This window comes from Exiguobacterium sp. s91 (assembly GCF_018618915.1).
Lineage (GTDB): Bacteria > Bacillota > Bacilli > Exiguobacteriales > Exiguobacteriaceae > Exiguobacterium_A > Exiguobacterium_A abrahamii.
In genome coordinates this window covers 1,345,888-1,364,395 of sequence record NZ_JACSMZ010000001.1, presented here as the reverse complement: position 1 = coordinate 1,364,395, position 18,508 = coordinate 1,345,888, and the positions used below count along the sequence as shown (strand labels likewise).

At 47.6% G+C, this 18,508-nt stretch carries 23 protein-coding genes; 12 read left to right on the top strand and 11 right to left on the bottom strand.

Translation table 11 applies throughout. The features are described from left to right. The first annotated feature begins 174 nt into the window (after window positions 1–174). Entirely contained in the window at window positions 175–498 is a 324-nt protein-coding gene (locus tag KNQ06_RS07015; RefSeq protein WP_214769977.1) for a DUF3784 domain-containing protein, read from the top strand. Between the two features lie 99 nt (window positions 499–597). Here KNQ06_RS07015 and KNQ06_RS07010 read toward each other — a convergent pair whose 3' ends face one another. Next, window positions 598–1,065: a GNAT family N-acetyltransferase gene (locus KNQ06_RS07010; RefSeq protein ID WP_215147689.1), complete on the bottom strand. Its 468-nt coding sequence runs from the start codon at window positions 1,063–1,065 to the stop codon at window positions 598–600. Window positions 1,066–1,184: 119 nt separating this feature from the next. On the opposite strand from KNQ06_RS07010, the gene KNQ06_RS07005 reads away from it, so the two are divergent. Further along, complete coding sequence (locus KNQ06_RS07005; RefSeq protein ID WP_215147687.1) at window positions 1,185–1,796, top strand: DUF3885 domain-containing protein; 612 nt, start codon at window positions 1,185–1,187, stop codon at window positions 1,794–1,796. Window positions 1,797–2,310: 514 nt separating this feature from the next. Here KNQ06_RS07005 and KNQ06_RS07000 read toward each other — a convergent pair. From KNQ06_RS07000 to KNQ06_RS06990, 3 genes are read right to left on the bottom strand one after another with little or no spacing between them, the layout of a single operon-like run. Beyond that, window positions 2,311–2,688, bottom strand: coding sequence for a VOC family protein (locus tag KNQ06_RS07000; protein WP_214769983.1), 378 nt, complete (start codon window positions 2,686–2,688; stop codon window positions 2,311–2,313). Window positions 2,689–2,705: 17 nt separating this feature from the next. After that, window positions 2,706–3,869 carry an MFS transporter gene (locus KNQ06_RS06995; protein ID WP_215147685.1) on the bottom strand — a complete coding sequence of 388 codons (1,164 nt, stop codon included), beginning with the start codon at window positions 3,867–3,869 and terminating at the stop codon, window positions 2,706–2,708. Further along, window positions 3,866–4,870 (bottom strand): ROK family protein, encoded by a 1,005-nt coding sequence (locus tag KNQ06_RS06990; RefSeq protein ID WP_215147683.1) that lies wholly within the window; start codon window positions 4,868–4,870, stop codon window positions 3,866–3,868. Before KNQ06_RS06990 ends, KNQ06_RS06995 begins: the two co-directional genes overlap by 4 nt. Before the next feature lie 264 nt (window positions 4,871–5,134). Here KNQ06_RS06990 and KNQ06_RS17090 point away from each other — a divergent pair, with 264 nt between their 5' ends. The 4 genes from KNQ06_RS17090 to KNQ06_RS06970 all read left to right on the top strand — a co-directional run bounded on the left by KNQ06_RS17090 (window position 5,135) and on the right by KNQ06_RS06970 (window position 7,709). Next, the gene (locus tag KNQ06_RS17090; protein WP_133208597.1) at window positions 5,135–6,040 is read left to right on the top strand and encodes a methyl-accepting chemotaxis protein; all 906 of its coding nucleotides are present in this window, start codon (window positions 5,135–5,137) and stop codon (window positions 6,038–6,040) included. Window positions 6,041–6,149: 109 nt separating this feature from the next. Continuing rightward, on the top strand, window positions 6,150–6,638 hold the full coding sequence (locus KNQ06_RS06980; RefSeq protein ID WP_215147681.1) for a GNAT family N-acetyltransferase: 489 nt from the start codon (window positions 6,150–6,152) through the stop codon (window positions 6,636–6,638). A 34-nt stretch (window positions 6,639–6,672) separates the two neighbouring features. After that, window positions 6,673–7,251: a GNAT family N-acetyltransferase gene (locus KNQ06_RS06975; RefSeq protein WP_215084254.1), complete on the top strand. Its 579-nt coding sequence runs from the start codon at window positions 6,673–6,675 to the stop codon at window positions 7,249–7,251. After that, window positions 7,233–7,709: a GNAT family N-acetyltransferase gene (locus KNQ06_RS06970; protein ID WP_064300945.1), complete on the top strand. Its 477-nt coding sequence runs from the start codon at window positions 7,233–7,235 to the stop codon at window positions 7,707–7,709. The genes KNQ06_RS06975 and KNQ06_RS06970 overlap by 19 nt, the downstream gene beginning before the upstream one ends. Before the next feature lie 40 nt (window positions 7,710–7,749). On the opposite strand, the gene KNQ06_RS06965 is transcribed toward KNQ06_RS06970, so the two are convergent. Continuing rightward, window positions 7,750–8,802: a C45 family autoproteolytic acyltransferase/hydrolase gene (locus KNQ06_RS06965; RefSeq protein ID WP_023468255.1), complete on the bottom strand. Its 1,053-nt coding sequence runs from the start codon at window positions 8,800–8,802 to the stop codon at window positions 7,750–7,752. A gap of 162 nt (window positions 8,803–8,964) precedes the next feature. On the opposite strand from KNQ06_RS06965, the gene KNQ06_RS06960 reads away from it, so the two are divergent. Beyond that, the gene (locus KNQ06_RS06960) at window positions 8,965–10,671 is read left to right on the top strand and encodes a methyl-accepting chemotaxis protein (protein ID WP_214723142.1); all 1,707 of its coding nucleotides are present in this window, start codon (window positions 8,965–8,967) and stop codon (window positions 10,669–10,671) included. 127 nt (window positions 10,672–10,798) lie between these two features. Here KNQ06_RS06960 and KNQ06_RS06955 read toward each other — a convergent pair whose 3' ends face one another. After that, the gene (locus tag KNQ06_RS06955) at window positions 10,799–11,302 is read right to left on the bottom strand and encodes a DNA topology modulation protein (protein ID WP_149427332.1); all 504 of its coding nucleotides are present in this window, start codon (window positions 11,300–11,302) and stop codon (window positions 10,799–10,801) included. 81 nt (window positions 11,303–11,383) lie between these two features. On the opposite strand from KNQ06_RS06955, the gene KNQ06_RS06950 reads away from it, so the two are divergent. Then, window positions 11,384–11,806 (top strand): hypothetical protein, encoded by a 423-nt coding sequence (locus KNQ06_RS06950; RefSeq protein WP_149427333.1) that lies wholly within the window; start codon window positions 11,384–11,386, stop codon window positions 11,804–11,806. Window positions 11,807–12,056: 250 nt separating this feature from the next. Here the strand turns inward: KNQ06_RS06950 and KNQ06_RS06945 are convergent, their stop codons facing one another. Beyond that, window positions 12,057–12,803, bottom strand: coding sequence for a bacteriorhodopsin (locus tag KNQ06_RS06945; RefSeq protein WP_214770013.1), 747 nt, complete (start codon window positions 12,801–12,803; stop codon window positions 12,057–12,059). Window positions 12,804–12,954: 151 nt separating this feature from the next. On the opposite strand from KNQ06_RS06945, the gene KNQ06_RS06940 reads away from it, so the two are divergent. Further along, window positions 12,955–13,395 carry a VOC family protein gene (locus KNQ06_RS06940; protein ID WP_214804892.1) on the top strand — a complete coding sequence of 147 codons (441 nt, stop codon included), beginning with the start codon at window positions 12,955–12,957 and terminating at the stop codon, window positions 13,393–13,395. Between the two features lie 20 nt (window positions 13,396–13,415). Here KNQ06_RS06940 and KNQ06_RS06935 read toward each other — a convergent pair whose 3' ends face one another. Continuing rightward, window positions 13,416–14,684, bottom strand: coding sequence for an NAD(P)-binding domain-containing protein (locus KNQ06_RS06935; protein ID WP_214770019.1), 1,269 nt, complete (start codon window positions 14,682–14,684; stop codon window positions 13,416–13,418). A gap of 36 nt (window positions 14,685–14,720) precedes the next feature. Further along, a complete protein-coding gene (locus tag KNQ06_RS06930; RefSeq protein WP_023468262.1) occupies window positions 14,721–15,167 on the bottom strand; it encodes a MarR family winged helix-turn-helix transcriptional regulator in 447 nt (148 codons plus the stop codon). 121 nt (window positions 15,168–15,288) lie between these two features. On the opposite strand from KNQ06_RS06930, the gene KNQ06_RS06925 reads away from it, so the two are divergent. From KNQ06_RS06925 to KNQ06_RS06915, 3 genes are all read left to right on the top strand, one after another. Further along, entirely contained in the window at window positions 15,289–15,768 is a 480-nt protein-coding gene (locus KNQ06_RS06925; protein ID WP_149427337.1) for a GNAT family N-acetyltransferase, read from the top strand. A gap of 154 nt (window positions 15,769–15,922) precedes the next feature. Then, window positions 15,923–16,540 (top strand): flavodoxin family protein, encoded by a 618-nt coding sequence (locus tag KNQ06_RS06920; RefSeq protein WP_149427338.1) that lies wholly within the window; start codon window positions 15,923–15,925, stop codon window positions 16,538–16,540. After that, the gene (locus KNQ06_RS06915; RefSeq protein WP_244290134.1) at window positions 16,537–17,022 is read left to right on the top strand and encodes a YusW family protein; all 486 of its coding nucleotides are present in this window, start codon (window positions 16,537–16,539) and stop codon (window positions 17,020–17,022) included. Before KNQ06_RS06920 ends, KNQ06_RS06915 begins: the two co-directional genes overlap by 4 nt. A gap of 40 nt (window positions 17,023–17,062) precedes the next feature. On the opposite strand, the gene KNQ06_RS06910 is transcribed toward KNQ06_RS06915, so the two are convergent. Together KNQ06_RS06910 and KNQ06_RS06905 are read right to left on the bottom strand one after the other, a co-directional pair. Further along, complete coding sequence (locus tag KNQ06_RS06910; protein WP_149427339.1) at window positions 17,063–17,848, bottom strand: endonuclease/exonuclease/phosphatase family protein; 786 nt, start codon at window positions 17,846–17,848, stop codon at window positions 17,063–17,065. Continuing rightward, the gene (locus tag KNQ06_RS06905; RefSeq protein WP_214770027.1) at window positions 17,845–18,375 is read right to left on the bottom strand and encodes a GNAT family N-acetyltransferase; all 531 of its coding nucleotides are present in this window, start codon (window positions 18,373–18,375) and stop codon (window positions 17,845–17,847) included. The genes KNQ06_RS06910 and KNQ06_RS06905 overlap by 4 nt, the downstream gene beginning before the upstream one ends. Window positions 18,376–18,508 lie beyond the last annotated feature (133 nt).

Here is an 18,508-nt window from a genome sequence, read left to right as displayed (position 1 = left end):
CGGTCTATAAAAACAGAAAAATGAGTCAATCATTCAACTTAAGAATGATAGTAAAAGAGACAAACATATTATCCAGTGGGTAATTCAAAAAGATTATGAAACTTAAAGGAATGTAAAAGCGTTAATGAATTGATACGCGTCATACATTAAAACGAGAGAAAGGAGCGGATGGTCATGAGCGAATCCATTATTTATTTTGTAATCCTTGCTCCTCTGCTGGTGTTTGCTATCGTTCTATCGAAAGGAAAAGGCGCATCATTGCTTGCAGGATATAATACGTTGTCTGAAAGTAAGAAACAAGATTATGACGAAGTCGCCCTATGTCAATTCATGGGTAAGATCATGTACGGCATTTGTTTTAGCATCCTGTTGATCGCTGGGAGCGAGCTGTTTGGATATCACTCTTTGTTTACTTTGGGTATCATGCTACTATTCTTTCTTATTGTATTTGCAGTCGTCTATTCCAATTCGAATGACCGATTCAAGAAAGAGAAATAGTTTTGTCCACGTCAGCAAGAACTTAATCATTTAAAATATAATGAGAAATCCCTTAAGACAATTAACATCGAAATGGCTTTCGTCGTTCATATGAAGATATCAATTCTCATCAATCGTGTATGAAAAAATATGTATGGGTGGATCCGTTGTCTCGATCGTCTCGACCAATGTCCAACCTAATTTTATATAATATGCTGAAGCGTTTTCTGTTTTTAAATAAATTGTAGTGATCTGTCGTGATTTGGCGTAGACGATTAATTGATTGATGAGTTGCTGCGCGATTCCTTGATTCCGATAGACTTTTTCAACGAATAAAGAAGCGAGCCAAGGCGTATAGGCTAGTCGTTCGTTCAAGTCATTTTCAAAGAGGGAGACGGTTCCGATACACGTGACATCATCTAAGGCAACGAACGTCATAGGATATGGTTCACTTGTTTTTTTGTCTAAAAATGCTTTTACTTTTTCATAAGGTGCCGTCCCTTTTTTCTTTTGAACGAATTCGGTATGAATCATTGTGGAAACCACTTCTAATTGTTCAGGATGATTCGATAATGTATCAATGATCATCTTCTTATCCTCCTTTCTACACTTATTGTATCGATCATTAAATCGATTCGTCCTGCAACATGCGATTGTAGTTATTTAAAACAGTACATCTGTCCTCATCAGAATAAAGGAGCTTTGGAATGAACTTCGAACAATACTTACAACAACATTTTGGGAATGTGAACTTATTTGATCGTTCCTTCGTCAAGAAGGATTTAGTAATTCACGTAGACTTAGTGAAAAATCTTTATCAGTTAAAGAAAAATTCAGATGAAATCAATGAGGAATACTTCAAACAGGCATACGAAAAATCGAACGAACTGTTTAAGGATCTATTCCGAGAAGTGGACCCCCTTTTTTTCGTCGTGCATGTGAGAAGTGAGCGCGGTAAGTATCAAAAGTCAGCGACGAAAGTGTTCCGTCACTTAAGACGTAAAGAAGATAAATACAACATAAAGTTCGTAGAGAAAATGATGGATGAAGAAGAGCGGGTATCCGAATATGCCGTGTTATTACCGAACAAAAACGCGTTGGATTATAAGCGTGTAATCAAAGCGATTTGCCATCAGGATTTCCCGACGCTGCAGCCAAGATTTCGTCAAACGTATACATACTATCCGGAAGTCTTTTTCGTGAACGTAGATCGAAATATCGTCATGAATATCTATGATGATCGCGGTTGTTTCCTTCTGTTCGGTGATTCAGCAACTTATGACGTGTTTAAGAAGAAATATCGTAATGATATTAATTGATCATCAACCGTCTTTTCATCGGTTCGCAAAACGCTCAAGCTAGTGCTAAGAAGCCGATCACTGAAAAAATAAAAAAAACCAATAGAGAAGTGAGCAATGTTAATGCAAGGATTTTCCCCGTGTTTTTTAGACTTATGATGGCGCACACTATCGCAAGCAATAGTCCAGCTAACATATAGTTCGTACCCCAAAAACCATTGAACGGTAAGAGCTTAACAGTAAGGAAAGTGAAAACCACGATGCCGATTGAGATCCATCCCAAATGCCTTCGCATAAACTACCTCCTCGTAAAATGAATACACATAGTCATAATTTGGTTTTTTTAAGCGTATCATTATAAATGTTTACAGTGAAAGAGTTTTTTAAATAAGTCGTCTAAAGATATCCTGAATGAACGCGTGTCATACACCAGCTCGTCACGAAACATACCAACAAGCAGGAAACCATTGAGCAGTCATCGAGCAACAAACAATCCCTCACTCTAATCAGAATGAGGGATTGTTTCGTTTCATCATTAGATCGTCAACTCGATCACATTACCTTCCGGGTCCGTGATCGTACTTTCATAATACCCGTCACCCGTCGTCCGGGGACCGTCAAGATGTTGTACACCTGCGTCCTGTAACCGAGCCGTCCAGTCGTCGACCGCTTGTTTGCTGCCGAGCGAAAAGGCGAAGTGGGCATACCCGAGCGCATTCATCGTCCGTTCCGTGATATCCGTCCGTTGCATCAACTCAAGGCGCGCACCACTCGAGAACGTCAGGAAATACGATGTGAACCCTTTCGTCGGATTATGATACCGATCGCCTGCCGTAGCATCAAAATGTGTTTCGTAGAATTGACGCATCCCGTCAAGGTCTGCCACCCAGAGGGCGATATGTTCAATCTTCATCTCCATTCCTCCTTTTTTCAAGACGCTTTTGCCAATCGCTGTCTGAACAACATCCGGTTCAACCCTTCCGTAGCGACCAGCATCAAGAAGATGAGACTGATCGTAAACCAATGGAACAACGATAAGGAATAGGACGTCGCCAGCCAGCCGAACAATGGCGGCATGAAGGTACTACCGGTATAGGCGAATGCCATTTGTACCCCCATCAGCCGTTGCGCCGCAGCCTCCCCGAAGCGAACCGGCGTCTCATGGAGCATTGCCGGATAAATCGGTGCGAGACCAAGCCCGACAAGTACGAAACCAAGCGGCATCCAGGCAGCGGGTGCGAGGATGAAACAGGCGGCTCCGACGAATGCCGTCCATTGACCGACACGAATCAAACGACGATTCGACCAGCGCAGCGACAGAAAACCACTAATGAATCGACCCACGGTGATACTTCCGTAGTAGACGGAAATCCACGTCGCTGCTGATGTTACGGAAAAGGACCGGACTTGGACAAGATAACTACTGCCCCACAGCCCGACGACCGCCTCGACGCCGCAATAAAAGCAAAACGCTGCGAGAGCGGCAATCAATCCACGTGGTTTTCCAGAAGACGTATTCACGGTCTGAACCTGTTCGGACACGTGTTTCGGAGCCCGCTTCCAGAGTGGTAAGCTGACGATCAAGATAATCATCAAAATAAGTTGCAATACGCCGACGACGAGGTAACCAACACGCCAACCGGAATCGAGCAATACGCCAGCCATGATGAGTGGACCAGCTGTCGCACCAATGCCCCAGAAGCAATGGAGCCAGTTCATATGATGCGCTTGATAATGGGTGGCAACGAAGTGGTTTAATGCCGCGTCAACAACTCCAGCACCCAGTCCGAGCGGGATCGCAAGGACGAAGAGCCAAATCAAGGAGGGAGCAACGAAAAAACCGATCAATGCCAGTGCCGTCAAACCAGCAGAAGCTGCCGTGATCGGACCCGTTGAATAACGTTCGATCAAGCGACCGCTAAACAGACTCGAAACGATCGTTCCGGCAGCGATCGTCATGAAGAGCCAGCCTGCCATGTCGAGCGGTGCGTCGAGATCGAGCCGCATCACAGGCCACGCTGTACCGAGTAATGCATCCGGCAGACCAAGACTGATGAAAGCGAGATAAATCAAAGGTAATAGTAGACGGGTCATCGGGCGAGACCTCCTAACGGAATTTGTTCAATGAATGACTGGATGCTCAGTTGCATCAGACCATCTAAGTAATCAGTTTCCCAGTCGCCTTTCCTCAATTGAGGTAATTTGTCGAGCGGAAAGCGCTTGGCGCATCGTTCCGTCAACCGTGCTAATCCGTCATCCGAGACATCGGACTCCGTAAACAAGATGACATCTGGATTCAAAGTGACGCTAAACGAGAGAATGATTCGACATAATGCCTCATACCAATCGTCAGAGTGTGGTGCAGTCGTTGCGAGTACTTGACCGACATTTCGCTTGTCGTCAAACGGGATGAACGAGATCTCTCCAGCGAAGTGATGCGCTCCTCGGACGACACGACCTGAAACGGCGAGACCGGCTCCCGGTCCGTTCGTTCCGAGATACATATAGACGGTCGTCTCGTTATCAGAAGCTTGGGCACGAACCGCTGCATTCATATCATTTTCGACGATGACGGGTCGCTCGAACCGTTCCGTCAGTTCTTTTTGCAAGGGGCGACCGTCAAGCGTCGGATAATCTGGGGCGAATAGGATCGTGCCGGTTGTATCAACGGCACCAGCGACACCAATCGCAAGCGTTTGAATAGATGGATGATCGTCGAGTAATGTTGTCAGTGTTTTCGATAAAACAGATCCATGATCCGACAAAACAGATCCATGATCCGACGAATCGAAGTTCAGGCGATCCGTTGCGATCAGATGTCCACCGACGTCGTGGATGCGATACTGCAGATACGTGCGTTCGAGATATAGAGCGAGTCCGTGGAAGCGATCCGCGCGATAGCGATACCGTTTTGCCGGACGCCCTCCGCGAACCAATTCAAGTGGTGTCTCTTCAATTTCAAGAGCAGCGATCATCTGATCGATCTGTTTGCTCGCAGTCGGAAAACTGACATCCAAGACTTGACGAATCGCAGGGATCGTATCCAGATGGTCGACTAAAAAAGCGTGACGTGTAAGTGAAATGAGTTCAGTCAAACAAAGACCTCCAATCTACATCACTTATTAAAAAAGTTTAATAAGTTTTGATTTGAGTATAGCAGGTCGGAAGAAAAAGACAAGTTTAAAAAAGAGGTGTAGGATAAGAATATTTAGAGAAATAACGTTTCATCCTATCGTTGTCTGGATATATAAAAAGAAGATAAAAAATTTTAGTCATATATCTTTAATTCATACTATTCCGATTTGTAATATCTTGGATAGCCTGTAACAGGAGGTAGATGGCGAGAGGAGCTTGTAATCATGACCACCCAACTTTCAACCGACCTAGGATCCCAAGATATTTTAGCCTCCCTGCGAGATAATGTCGCGATGATTCGATTCGATCGGCAACGTCGTGTCGTCGATGTCAATGGTTTGTTCGCAAAGACGATGAAGTATAAACGAGAAGAGATGATCGGGATGCAGCATCATCTCTTCTGCACGACGGAGTTTGCAATGAGTGACAGTTACCAAGCATTTTGGCAGAAGCTGTTTAGTGGCTTCAGTACGGCAGATAAAATTGAACGCATCGATGCGCATGGTCAGTCGATTTGGCTAGAAGCAACCTATATGCCGATTTACGATGGAACGGAAGTGACCGGTGTCTTGAAGATTGCCTCCGATATTACGGATCGTCAGCAGACGATTCAAAAGTTCGCGACTTCGTTTGACACGATTGCTAGTGATTTGAATACGCGATCGACGCATGGCGAGCAGGAAAGCGAAGCGTTACGACGAACAATCGAACAGATGGCCGAGACGACCCGTGATAACCATCAGACGATTGAACGGCTGCAACGCCAGGCACAGGACATCGCTCAAGTGACTGAGACGATCAAAACAATTGCGTCACAGACGAATCTATTGTCACTGAATGCATCGATCGAGGCAGCGCGAGCCGGAGAACACGGCAAAGGATTCAATGTCGTCGCGACGGAAGTCCGAAATCTCTCAAAGCTCGTCGAACAAGCCGTCGTCGATGTCCGGCAAACGACGCAGCGAATGAATGATGAACTGCAGCGGATTGCCCGTGCGATGACGCAAGCAACGTCGGATGCACAAGCAAGCGTCACGGTCGTCGCAGAAACGGTCGATCGCTTCCATGACGTTCAAAGTGCGGCATCGACGTTAACGGAGACAGCGCGAGACTTTACAAAAGCAATTTAAGTGAGAGACGGCATTCCGGTAAACGGAGTGCCTTTTTGTATAAAAAGTACCCCTATACTTTGGAATAATATGTTAATATACTACAAAACGGAAAGGGAGCGAACTTCTGATGAATATCCGCACTGCTCGACCTGACGATTTTCAGGCATTGATTCCATTGTTCCAGCAAATCCACGATCAACACGTCGCGTTACGACCCGATCATTACCGTCCGCACGAGATGCCGGTTCCGGAAGACTTATTTCTGTCGCAACTCGAGAATCCGGATTTTGCATTACTCGTTGCGGAACTAGACGGGCTTGCCGGTGTGATCGTCCTAAAGGAAGACATCGTCGAAGGGAGCGGCTTCGTCTTCGATAAGCATTACTTACGCATCATCAGCCTCGTCGTTGCGGATACGCATCAAAAACAAGGCGTCGGGAAACGATTGATGCAAGCCGCTTACGCACATGCGGAAACGATCGGCTGTGACAAAATCGAACTCGGCGTCGATGACGCCAATCAAGAAGCGATCGCCTTTTACGAGGCACTTGGAATGGCTGTCCGCTCGAGACGAATGGAATGGAACGTGACGTCAAGCAGGGAAACGTCGACGTGATGTCAAACAACAGGTACTAGAAAGGAGAGAGGTCATGTTCAGATTACAAGTATCCGATCACGTATCGCTTCAATTGTTTGAACGGCACCATGCGGAAGGATTATTCGCCCTCGTCGATGCCAATCGCGCACATCTCCGCGAATGGCTCGGTTGGGTCGATGGTGCAACAGAGACTATTACATATCAGGAGATCGTCATTCCAGCATGGCTGCAACAATTCGCCGATGGCAACGGCTTTACATGTGGCATTTATCTTCATGACGAGCTCGTCGGAACGATTAGTTTACATGAGATTAATCGGCATCTCGGGCAAACGTCGATTGGCTATTACTTAGGGGAAAAGGACCTTCGAAAAGGCGTCATGACGGACGTCGTCCGGTTCATCACGAACTATTGTTTCGAGACGCTCGGCTTAAACCGTGTCGTCATCGAGTGTGCGACCGGAAACGTCCGAAGCAGACGAATCCCGGAACGACTCGGTTTCACGGAAGAAGGCGTCTTACGGGACGCTGAGAAATTGTACGGGACTTATCACGACATCCAGGTCTATGCGATGTTACGACGGGACTGGACGAAAACACAGGAGGTGGCAGCATGCGCATCGAGCCAATGAATCAAGCGACGTATGACGCTTACTTACCGGTCGCAATTGAGGAGTATGCGGCAGATAAGTGTCGCGCTGGTACGTGGTCAGAGAACGAGTCGCTTGAGAAGGCGACTGAAGAGTTCGCGGCGCTGTTGCCAGAAGGTCTGAAAACGAAGGATCATTATTTGTTTACGTTTCGTGATGAGACAGATAGCGACATCGGGATGGTTTGGGTCCATGTGACGGAAGAATCACGCGGACGTTCCGCCTTCATCTTCGACGTCAAGATTACGTCCGACAAGCAGAACCAAGGCTACGGCAAGAAAGCGCTCCGATCACTAGAAGTGATATTAAAACGGATGAACGTCAAGAAAATTTCCTTACATGTCTTCGCGCATAACGAACGGGCGATTCATGTCTATGACTCGCTTGGGTATGAAAAAACGGATTATTATATGTCGAAACGTCTCGATGACAGCCATTAAAAAAGATTCCTCTTGCGCAAGCAGGAGGAATCCTTTTTGTTTAACGCCATGTTTGTAATGTATTCGCGAACTGGATATTCGTCTCCAGTTCTCCCGTGATCTCGCTTGCTGTAAAGTCATTGCCAGCGAGCCAGTCGGCAAAGTCGAACGTGACTGGTTCCTGATCACCACCGAGCGCGAACCAGACCTTCAACTCTTCCGGGAAGTAGGCAGACGTATGAATCGTTCCCGCCCACTGGGCATATAAATCAGCGAAGACGCCTTTATCGGTATCGTTGAGTAGTCGGAAAGCGGACTCCGCATCTTGAATCATGTGTTGATGGGTCTTCAACTCCATCATCCGACGTTTCGAGTCATCCAGATGATAGCGGTTTTCGTGTTGTAGCAAATCGAAGTGATTGGTGCACATGTTCGATTCCCGCACTTGGACGTCGCGTGCCGTCGCCTCGATGACGAACGAACGCGCCGATTTATCGTGGACGACGTACGTGAACGATCCGCGATGTGGAATTTCCTTGACGAGTGAGATCGCGTCGTCGACCGACGTGCACATCTCGAGGATGATCCGCCCGATCATGAAACTGACGAACCCATCGCCCGGACGACGACGGTTGATGAAGTTATAGCCCATTGCAAGACCATGTTCATTCATCCCGTCCATCCTACCGGTTACCCGCGATGCGGGACCGATGATTGCTGAGCCACCATCATTCGGTTGAAAGACGGAAAATCGACCATCATATGTCATCGGATGGTAATCATAGTTGCGGACGAGGAAATTATCACCTGTCATGATCGAACAACCGCTTTTCGGTCCTTCGACCCGATAATGCCCGAAATGGAGTAACGTATCCGGAAGCGACAGTTCAAGTTCGTCCTGGAGTCCAAGTAACTCGTCCCAAATATGCGGGGCGTACCGGAGAAACATCTCCTTCGTCTCGACCGGATCGACTTGAAAGCGCGGAACACGGATTTTCCAGTTGTCTTCCCGGTTATGGAGCAACTGGTTTCGTTTGACGTAACGCCCTTGTTCGCGACCGAACTCATAATGACTGCCGCGGAATTGCGTGATCTCATTGGCTACACGTTGCATACGATTCATCCTTTCTTCAACTGCTGTATGCTGATTATATCGAACGTGAGGGAGAAAGTCGTACGGTAAGTCTTTACCAAAGCACATCTAAAGTATGGGAATATTGAAAAAATAGTCAACTTTTTCATTCTTAAACCGATAACAAAAACGGGAGGGGATGGAATGAAACACATGTCAGTCAGACGGAAGATACAAGCTTTGATCGCAACAGCCGTCGTTGCGATGCTTTTGATTGCGGGAGCAGGACTTTATTTCTTAAATCAGATGTCGAATGCTTCCCGAGCGATGTATCAGAAAAACTTAATACCGATCCAGGAAGTGGCGCAAATCCGGATCGATACACGCGCGCTCGATTCGTTTTTAGTCGAGATGATGTTAACGAAGGACGATACGCGGGTCACGGAACTGCAAGCTGAGATCGATACGCGTCAGGCGCAGATTCGTTCGTCGGTCACGAAGGTCGAAAAAACAGGGCAATTCGATGCTAAAGAGAAGAAACAGCTTGAAGAATTAAAGGATAACGTCCTAGCCTATGATAATTCGATGACAATCGTCCAGGATGCGGCGACGCGCAACGAAACCGAAGAAGCCTATACGGCATACACGCAAGGTCTGGAACAAGTTCGGGATAACGTCGCGGATTCTGCGAAGTCGTTGATGGCTTCGATGACAAAACAAGCGAAGACGTTAGACGCTCAGAATCAAGCAGAAAAACAAACGGCCTTTTACTTAATGCTCGGCATCTTTTTACTCGCGGTCCTCTTGTTTGCAGGACTTGCAATGTACATTACACGTCTCATCACGCGTCCGATTCGTCAATTGCAGGGGTGGATGGATCAATCAGGGAACGGGGACTTGACCGTCCGTGGAACATACGACTCAAAAGACGAGCTTGGACAGTTGACGACGTCCTTCAACGAGATGATTGCGTCACAGCAACAAGTCGTGCTTGAACTAACCGGTACGGCTGACCGCGTCGCTGTCGCATCGGATGAGTTGAGCGTCAACGCGGAATCGACGACGAAAGCAACGGAAATGGTCGCCGTGACGATGGAAGAGATGGCAAGCGGTGCTAGTCAACAATTGCATCAAGTATCGGATGCCTCACGGACGATCGAAGAGTTGACGACGTCGGTCCGTTACGTCGCCGGTAATGCCCAACAAATGACGGAACGCACAGCGGATGCGATGGAAAAAGTCGCACTCGGTGGTCAAGTCGTCGGAACACTCGGTACCCAAATGGGACGGATTCAAGAAGATGTTTCTCGACTGAGCCACGTCATTGACGGTCTTGGTAACCGATCGCAGGAAATCGGACAAATCACGGATTCGATCAAAGGTGTCGCGGCACAGACGAACTTGCTCGCGTTAAACGCAGCAATCGAAGCAGCGCGTGCTGGCGAACAAGGACGCGGATTCGCCGTCGTCGCAGCGGAAGTCAAGACGCTCGCGGAGCAGTCGGCGGTCTCGGCAAAACAGATCGAGTCGTTGATTCGTGTCATTCAACAAGAGACGGAAGCATCGGTCGCCTCGATGGAGAAGGTTTCGACCGAGATGACGAGTGGAATTGCCGTCGCTGATCAAGCCGGTGCCTCATTCTTAGAAATCGAGACAGCGATCACCGACGTGACAGGGCACGTCGAAGAAGTGTCCGGTGCCGTACAGGAAATGGCGGCAGCGAGTGAGCAGATTGCCTCCGTCATGCGAACGATTCAAGCAGTGACGGAAGGGACTGCTGCCGGAACACAAAACATCTCCGCTTCGACGGAGGAGCAGATGGCATCGATGGAAGAAATCTCATCCGCGTCCCAATCACTCGCGACGATGGCAGATGATTTAAAACAAGTCACAGGCAGATTCACCGTGTAAGATATTGAACGACGACCATGAGGTAATTCATCATGGTCGTTTTTTTATTTGTGGTAATGAATGGAAAACAAGCAGGGGAGTAAGCGTGTGGCGTCGTATGTACAGGTTAAGTAGCAGCAGATAGATGTTATGAAAGTGATTGAAGAAATTGTTTGACAGCACGACGGGACGTCAGATGGATGACTTGTTTATCGGACGTCGCTGTAAGCGTTGAAAGAATACTCGGTCGCTTATCGATCGGGAAACGCCAAATCCATTTCAGAAAATCGAACGATAGTTTCTCGGGACAGCCTGCCGCCATATCCGGTCGACCGGTCTTGCGATAGCGCCATGTCCTTTTCAATGCCCGGTACAGACAGAGTGTCCGTGGTAGGTCAAGGAAGATGATCGTATCGGCGGCATCAATTCGTAAATCAAGCGTTCCACCGTAATTACCGTCGATGATCCACGTGTCGCGCGATATAAGTGTTTGTTGAATCTGGCGTTGTTCCTCACGCGAAACTGTCTCCCAGTTCGGACGCCATAATAAACTGTCGAGGTGATCAACAGGATAGCTGAGTTTTTTGCCCATCTCGCGGGCAAGCGTCGATTTACCGGATCCACCAGAACCAATCAAAATGATCTTTCGCATCGTAGACCTCCTATTTTTTGTCATAGAAATTGATCATACCACGGTTTTCTAGTCGAGGATAGAACGAAAGGAGTGAATGAGATGGTACCAAATTTCATAATCGAAGGGATGACGATCGTTTTTACACTACTCGTAATCGGTTGCGGCGTGATATTCCTGCCGCAGCGTTGGAAGCGGTATGGCTTGATTTTGCTTGGTTTGGTGGCAATCGGGTGTAGTTCATTTTGGTACATCCGACCGACGCTCGTCAATCAACAGATTGCTGAGGATGAGAAATTGCTTAAGATAGAATTAGCACGGCAATTCCCGGATGAAGTCTACACTACAAAAACACAAAAATTTTCGTATGAGTCTTCGGCGAATCCGGCTTCAATTGAAGTCGAATTTGCAAATGAACCTAACGTAACTTATTTTCTAGATATGGATGGGAACCGGATTAGGCTGTCAAGTTTCACCTTTAAAAACGGAGGATTTCCACAGGATTTACAGCATGAATTCAAATGAAGAGGCTGACTCAAAAAAAGAATGACGCGTCTTTTTACGCCCTTTCCTCAGGCGAGACACAAGCCAGTTTTCCTGCTTCATTTAAGCAGGAAATCGGGTCTTGTTCGTCTCTGACAGCGCATAAATGCGCTTGTTCCTGTAGGAGTGGCGTGTGACGTGTCATTCTTTTTGTTACTAAATAAGGGAGGCAGATCATTATTCTGCCACCCTTATCTTTGTAGAGACTGACTTTTGAGTCAGCCCCTTTTGATTAAGTCGATTTCAAATTTTTCGTAGCAGACATCGTCTTGACGGCGAAGAAGGCAATCAGACCAAATCCGACCTTGTTGATCAAGTCAGCGAAGTTATAGATCAATTCGCGGACGAGTTGTATCTCGATGCCGGGTGCAAACAAGGTGACCGCGTAACCGACCGGATAGATCGCCCATCCGATCAAGATGAACAAGCGCATCTGCAGCAAGGCTTTACGAATCGGGGCAGGCTTATCTTCAGCGGCTTTCGTGACGTTCGTGAACAAGAGATAAATGATATAAAACCATGCGATACAACCGACGACGTATGCCCAAAGACCGAGTTGCGTGAAGCCACCCGCTAGATTGATGGACGACTCTCCGATGTAACCACCGATGATCATGATGATGTCCGCGATGACGAGTTTCGTCAGAAGGGAACGCCCTTTCCCACCTTTTAAACCGAGTAACAGCGGAAACTTGATCAGCAAGAGAGGCGTCGTCACGAGCCAATCGATGTAGCGGATTTCAGTCGGAAAACCATCGATCTCCGACAACAAACCCGATTCCCCGACAGCTTGCTTCATGAAATAGTAATGAATCGCAGCGACGAACGTGACGAGAGCAGCGACTGTTGCGGTTGAGCGGTATTCCGGGGCAAGGGAATTTCGTTCGACGAGAAAATAGAGCGTACCGGCGGCCATTCCGACGAATCCGACCCAGAACATGTACTGGGTCGCAAGGACGAGAAGGTTAACGTCTTCCATGTTGTTTCGACTCCTTTTCGTAAGTGGACACGACCTTTCATACTTTTATTTTACTGACGATACAAACTTCAGACACCACGTCGAAACGCTCTTGATGTGCAGTCTGTCAACGGTTTGACAACATTTTGACACACATGAGGAGGAGTGACGTATGTCGATTAAACGAACGGATCATATCAGCCTGAACGTCTTGAATCTAGAAGAAGCGATTTACTTTTTTTCACTTTGTGGTCTCGAAGTACGCGGACGTTGGGAGATGAAAGGAGAGTTACTCGATCGTTTATTGAATCTAGAGGGAGCGGAGACGGAGTGTGCTGCACTCGGATTACCAAGTGAACCGATATGGCTCGAACTCGTTCGGTTCAAACACCCGCGTGACACGGCTTCCGTAATCCAATCCGTCCATGCGAGTGGATTGCGTCATCTCTGTTTTGAAGTAACAGAACTCGCCGCGCTCGTCGAACGTTTAGCGGACAATGGATATCAGTCGATTGGCGACGTCGCGAATTACGAAAATGAGTATCGCTTATGTTACGTAAGAGGGCCAGAAGGCGTGATTATTGAGTTGGCAGAAAAAATCGGACCTGTCTAAGACTGGTCCGATGTATATATTTAAGAACAACAGGAAGTCGATGATTGTGGCAGAGAAACGTTGCACACACCCGTCTCTGGTAATGATAACTTGACCTGCTTCGCACGTGCCTCGTCTCCGACAAGAAAAGCGACGATTGATCGAACTTGTTCATAACCGGTCGCAAGCAGGAAGGTCGGAGCACGACCGTAACTCTTCGCACCGACCAGATAAAGTCCGTGATCTGGATGACGTAACTCCGCTTCCCCATGTGGACGGACAGTCCCGCAACTATGAAGGTTCGGATCAATCAGAGGAGCAAGTATTCGACTACTCTCGGTGACAGGGTCGATGTCAAGCCGTACTTCCTCGAGGAACGAAAAGTCGGGTCGACTTCCTGCATTGACGATCAACTGATTGATATGATGGAGAGACCGACCATCTTGAGCAGTGATGTCAAACGACTTTCCTTTCGATTCAATGGATTGGGTCTTGAAGCTGGAGTGAACCCTAATCTGATCTCGTTCAACGAGCTGACGGATACGCGAACCGAGTGCCCCGCGACCTTCCAGTGCATCCTTGTCTTCTCCTCCGTAAGCTTGAACGGGGTCAGATTTGCGAAGGATCCAATGAATCTCCGTTTCAGGGTGTTGCTCTTTAATGGAAACGAGTTCAAGGAGCGAGTTCAAAGCCGAGTGCCCGCTACCGATGACAGCGACGGATTGATTAGCGAAAACAACAGTATCACGTTTCGCATCTACGATCGAATACCGGACAGATAAGTTCTGCTCAATTTCGACTCGATGTCCGGAACTGATTGCAGGGTTTGGTCGCCCGAGGACGCCAGACGCATCGATGACCGCGCGAGCGAGAATATGTTTACGTCCGTTCGGCGTGTCTATGACTAATTCGAACGGTGTTACATCACGTGAGGCATTCGTCATCTTGTCTAGACCTGCCCGTGAGATCGAGAGAATCTTATGTTGGAAATGTAGAGAGGGAGCAATTTCCGGTAATGCAGCAAGTGGGGCAAGGTATTGTTTGATCAATTCAGTTCCGGTCGGCACAGTATCGTTTGCTGGTGCAATCCAGTCCGTCAGCTCGAGCAAGTGACGTGCTGCGTCACTAATATTGTATTGCCACGTCGAAAACATCCGAACGTGTTCCCATTGTTTGATATGGTGGGCAACCGAAGGACCTTTCTCAAATAGTAAAAACGATTGACCTTCCACTACAAGTTGAGCTGCAGCTGAAAGACCGATCGGACCGGCACCGATGATGACGATGGGGTGGGAAGAAGCGTATGACATGAATAAAACCTCCTTTTTATTTGTAAGTTGCAAGTATTAGAGACATGGTTTACAGCAGACGTCACTCTCGCCCATCTTCGTGTTCAGCAAGTCGATTGCCTGGAGGACATGTGCTTTTTCGAAGGAAGTCATTGATGAGAAGATGGAATCAAGATACGTGTTCATCTCTTCGTCAATGGCTTGAGCAACACGTAATCCTTTCTCGGACAGGCGAAGTAGGTGAATTCGCCGATCGTTGATCGCGGGACGCTTTACGAGTAGGTCCCGCTTAATCAATGTTTGTACTTGTCTGCTGAACGTAGTGATATCAAGAGCGAGTTGGTCAGCAATTTCTTGCATTGCCGAGTCAGGATGTTTGGCAACCTGATACAGCAGATGACTTTGAACGAGAGATATCTCTTCATCTAGGACGGCACAACAATTCTTATTCAATAATCCGAAGCGCCGGGTGAACGTTTGAAATAATTCACGAGTTTCATTCATGTATAGCTCTCCTTTCTCTATTTTGCTTATGAATCAGTTATACGATATAAACTTGCAAATTGCAAATAATAAATATATGATTTTCTCATATTCAATTTTAAATAAGGAAAGGGGGAATTGGATGCTTGTTCGTTCGATGGAAGAGAAAGATCGTAGCACTGTGTTAGCCATCTATCGTCAAGGAGTAGAAGAAGGGAACGCGACGTTCGAAACGATGATTCATGAGCAAGAGTGGTGGACAACGCTGACGCAATCTGAACGATTCGTTCTAGAGCAAGGTGGAAAAGTGATTGGCTGGGCTAAACTGGGACGTGTTTCTGAACGTCATGTCTACCGTGGCGTTCGAGAAGTCAGTATATATCTAGAGCGTTCCGCTCGAGGACTCGGCGGTGGACGATTCTTAATGGAGGCGTTGATCACCTATGCGGACGCCAACGGGATATGGACACTTCAATCACACATGTTCCCAGAAAACATCGCAAGCAGACGGCTGCATGAGCGACTTGGGTTCGAGCTAGTCGGTCGACGACGTGCCATCGCACAGCATCATGGTGTCTGGCGAGACACGTTGTTATTTGAGCGACGAAATGACCTCAGGTAATGAAGTGATGTTTACACGCTTGATTGTTCATTTCAAATCTTCTAGCATGACCTGCCTTCGCTGAAGCGAGGGTTTTTTAGTTTATCCGTCGATGGAAGAAGGAAAGTACTAAAGACGTATGATGTTACTTAAAATGACGGAGGAGGATGGATGGATGTTGCACGCCTTATTTTTAAACTGCACCTTAAAAGCATCACGTGAACCATCGAATACGGAGGCGCTGATCCGTGACGTGATTGCATATTGGAAACAAGAGGACGTCACTTCAGAAATTGTCCGGATCGTCGATCACCAAGTGGCGTTCGGCGTCACGGAAGACGAAGGCAACGCGGATGAATGGCCCGTGATTTTCGAAAAGGTGAAGCGGGCGGACATCGTTGTCATCGGAACACCGCTCTGGTTGGGTGAAAAAAGTAGTGTTGCGACGCAAGTCATTGAACGATTGTACGGAGGGAGCGGCCTGACGAACGATCTTGGACAAGCAATCTACTACAACAAGGTCGGTGGCGTCATCGTCACGGGGAATGAAGATGGAGCTAAACATGCGTCTGCTTCCATCTTGTACGGTCTGTCGCATATCGGCTTTACGATTCCGCCGAACGTCGATGCTTACTGGGTCGGTGAAGCGGGACCAGGACCATCGTACATCGAAGCAGGACGGAACAACGATTTTACGAAGCGGCACGCACAGTTTTTAGCTGCCAACCTATACCATTTTGCGAAGATGTTAAAGGAACACCCGATTCCAGCAGAAGGGAATGTGATGGAATGAAAAAACAACGTTTAACAGGATATGGTGTCGCAACGTTGTTCGCGATGAGTTTAATGCTTGCGGGTTGCGGAAACGACGAAACGTCGACGGACAAGGTCGAAGAAGGATCAACGAATTCGAACACGACCGACGATACGATGCAAGACAAAGATACGGTAACGAAAAATGCCGACACGGATTATGGCTTCAACAGTCTGTCGATTGAAGCGGACGTTGAAGGGGATAACGATGCCATTGATATTAGTTATGATCGGGATAATGACGGAACGGAAGCGGAATATCGCTATAAAGGGGAGCAAAAGCAAGGAGACGACGCGATGACGGAACTCGACGCGAAGTTCAAGAACTTAAAGATTGATGCGGATACATCTGAAAAAGAGGTCATCAGTGAGGTTGAACGTGTGTTTGCGATCCAGGATGCTTCTCGCTTAGAGGTTGAAATCGAATTCTCAGACGGAACCGAAAAAGAATATAAAAAATAAACAACAGGTCTGCGCCCATAAGGGGTGTAGACCTGTTGTCTTAGTGTAGCTTCACATGAGCGAGGACACCGTAATGATCGCTCGGTACAAGGTGATGCTGCAGTCGATGATTTCCGATCAGCTGGACGTGCTGTAAGGTCACCTGTGAAAGTGAACGCTGACAGAGTAACCAATCATATCGAACGGGGCTTGTAATGCCGTCATTCTTCCTTACGTACGGATTCGTCACGGAATCAAGCGTCGCGGCGGCAATTTGTCCTGTACGAGCGGCAAAACTACCGGCGAGATCGACCCATTCCTTAAGCGCAGCTTGATGCAGAACAGAGTTTGGACCATCATTAAAGTCACCGCCTAAGAACTCGATCGTCGTGTCATCCGTCTGTGAGGCAATCCATTCGTTGACGAATCGAAGTTGATCGAGTCGGATGTCTGAAGCACGCCAATTGAAATGAATGTTCGTCACGGCAAAACGAACACCGTCAATCGAAAACGGGATCCGAATCGCACAGTGGTGGTTGATGTTTGCTGTCGCAGCGGCACTCGAATCCGTTCGTTCAAACGGCAATTTCGTCAGAATGGCAAGTCCTTCATCTGGTGAATCCATGTAAGGATCCATCATCCAATACGGATAACCGGTCGCCTCTGCGAGGTGCTCAGCGATCGAGACGAATGGTTCATCCGGATGAAACGTCGACATGACTTCTTGCAGAAGGAGAATGTCCGGTTGGTGTTGCTTGATCTCCGCGCATAACGCCTCGAACCGTTTTTGTCGTTTGTGCGGGTGATGCCAGATGTTATATGTCGCAATCGACAATGAAAGACTCATAGCTGTAAGCCCATCAACACCGTATCGTAAAAGCAACCATCCGATAATAACCGGTCATGACGCAGTCGTCCTTCTTCTTGAAATCCATGTCGCTGATAGAGGCGAATGGCGCCGAGGTTCGTCTCGACGACTTCGAGCTGAATTTTTTGCAGGGATTGCGCTTTTGCCCAAGCAATCATTCGTTCCAGCAGTTGGGTACCGATTCCTTGCCCCCAGTCGGATTGAAGTACACCGAGTCCAAATGATGCCTTGTGCGCGAAACGTTTTAAATGAAAACCACGACACCGGGCGTAGGCGATGAGTCGTCCCTCGCGCTCGACGACGAGGATGCGATCCGGAACCGAGGAATCGCGTAACTGATCTGCGAAATCCGTCGCCGTCATCACGTCCTCACCAGGCATCCGGTCGAAGTATTCCGTTTCCGCATCGAGCGTTTGGCGGAGTTCAGCGAGGGCTTCAGCGTCACTGAGTCGAGCCGGTCGAATCTGGTACCGTTGCGTATCGAACGAGTGGTGCATCGTCTGCATATGTAATCCTCCGTTCTAGATGGAATATGCTATCATTATGGCAGGAATGGTATCATTTGTAAATTTAAGGAGAGAAGAAATGAAAATTCAATTAGGGTCAGAACAATACGAAAGGGTGACTCAAAAAAAGAAT

What these genes read in the sequence shown, in the direction of transcription:
- KNQ06_RS06960 (WP_214723142.1), top strand. Translation starts at nt 8,965, where the DNA reads ATGAAACACATGTCAGTCAGACGGAAGATACAAGCTTTGATCGCAACA.
- KNQ06_RS06970 (WP_064300945.1), top strand. Translation starts at nt 7,233, where the DNA reads ATGCGCATCGAGCCAATGAATCAAGCGACGTATGACGCTTACTTACCG.
- KNQ06_RS06995 (WP_215147685.1), bottom strand. Translation starts at nt 3,869, where the DNA reads ATGACCCGTCTACTATTACCTTTGATTTATCTCGCTTTCATCAGTCTT.
- KNQ06_RS17090 (WP_133208597.1), top strand. Translation starts at nt 5,135, where the DNA reads ATGACCACCCAACTTTCAACCGACCTAGGATCCCAAGATATTTTAGCC.
- KNQ06_RS06930 (WP_023468262.1), bottom strand. Translation starts at nt 15,167, where the DNA reads ATGAATGAAACTCGTGAATTATTTCAAACGTTCACCCGGCGCTTCGGA.
- KNQ06_RS06910 (WP_149427339.1), bottom strand. Translation starts at nt 17,848, where the DNA reads ATGAGTCTTTCATTGTCGATTGCGACATATAACATCTGGCATCACCCG.
- KNQ06_RS06940 (WP_214804892.1), top strand. Translation starts at nt 12,955, where the DNA reads ATGTCGATTAAACGAACGGATCATATCAGCCTGAACGTCTTGAATCTA.
- KNQ06_RS07015 (WP_214769977.1), top strand. Translation starts at nt 175, where the DNA reads ATGAGCGAATCCATTATTTATTTTGTAATCCTTGCTCCTCTGCTGGTG.
- KNQ06_RS06920 (WP_149427338.1), top strand. Translation starts at nt 15,923, where the DNA reads ATGTTGCACGCCTTATTTTTAAACTGCACCTTAAAAGCATCACGTGAA.
- KNQ06_RS06905 (WP_214770027.1), bottom strand. Translation starts at nt 18,375, where the DNA reads ATGCAGACGATGCACCACTCGTTCGATACGCAACGGTACCAGATTCGA.
- KNQ06_RS06955 (WP_149427332.1), bottom strand. Translation starts at nt 11,302, where the DNA reads ATGCGAAAGATCATTTTGATTGGTTCTGGTGGATCCGGTAAATCGACG.
- KNQ06_RS06945 (WP_214770013.1), bottom strand. Translation starts at nt 12,803, where the DNA reads ATGGAAGACGTTAACCTTCTCGTCCTTGCGACCCAGTACATGTTCTGG.
- KNQ06_RS07010 (WP_215147689.1), bottom strand. Translation starts at nt 1,065, where the DNA reads ATGATCATTGATACATTATCGAATCATCCTGAACAATTAGAAGTGGTT.
- KNQ06_RS06980 (WP_215147681.1), top strand. Translation starts at nt 6,150, where the DNA reads ATGAATATCCGCACTGCTCGACCTGACGATTTTCAGGCATTGATTCCA.
- KNQ06_RS06915 (WP_244290134.1), top strand. Translation starts at nt 16,537, where the DNA reads ATGAAAAAACAACGTTTAACAGGATATGGTGTCGCAACGTTGTTCGCG.
- KNQ06_RS06950 (WP_149427333.1), top strand. Translation starts at nt 11,384, where the DNA reads ATGGTACCAAATTTCATAATCGAAGGGATGACGATCGTTTTTACACTA.
- KNQ06_RS06975 (WP_215084254.1), top strand. Translation starts at nt 6,673, where the DNA reads ATGTTCAGATTACAAGTATCCGATCACGTATCGCTTCAATTGTTTGAA.
- KNQ06_RS06935 (WP_214770019.1), bottom strand. Translation starts at nt 14,684, where the DNA reads ATGTCATACGCTTCTTCCCACCCCATCGTCATCATCGGTGCCGGTCCG.
- KNQ06_RS06965 (WP_023468255.1), bottom strand. Translation starts at nt 8,802, where the DNA reads ATGCAACGTGTAGCCAATGAGATCACGCAATTCCGCGGCAGTCATTAT.
- KNQ06_RS06925 (WP_149427337.1), top strand. Translation starts at nt 15,289, where the DNA reads ATGCTTGTTCGTTCGATGGAAGAGAAAGATCGTAGCACTGTGTTAGCC.
- KNQ06_RS07005 (WP_215147687.1), top strand. Translation starts at nt 1,185, where the DNA reads ATGAACTTCGAACAATACTTACAACAACATTTTGGGAATGTGAACTTA.
- KNQ06_RS07000 (WP_214769983.1), bottom strand. Translation starts at nt 2,688, where the DNA reads ATGAAGATTGAACATATCGCCCTCTGGGTGGCAGACCTTGACGGGATG.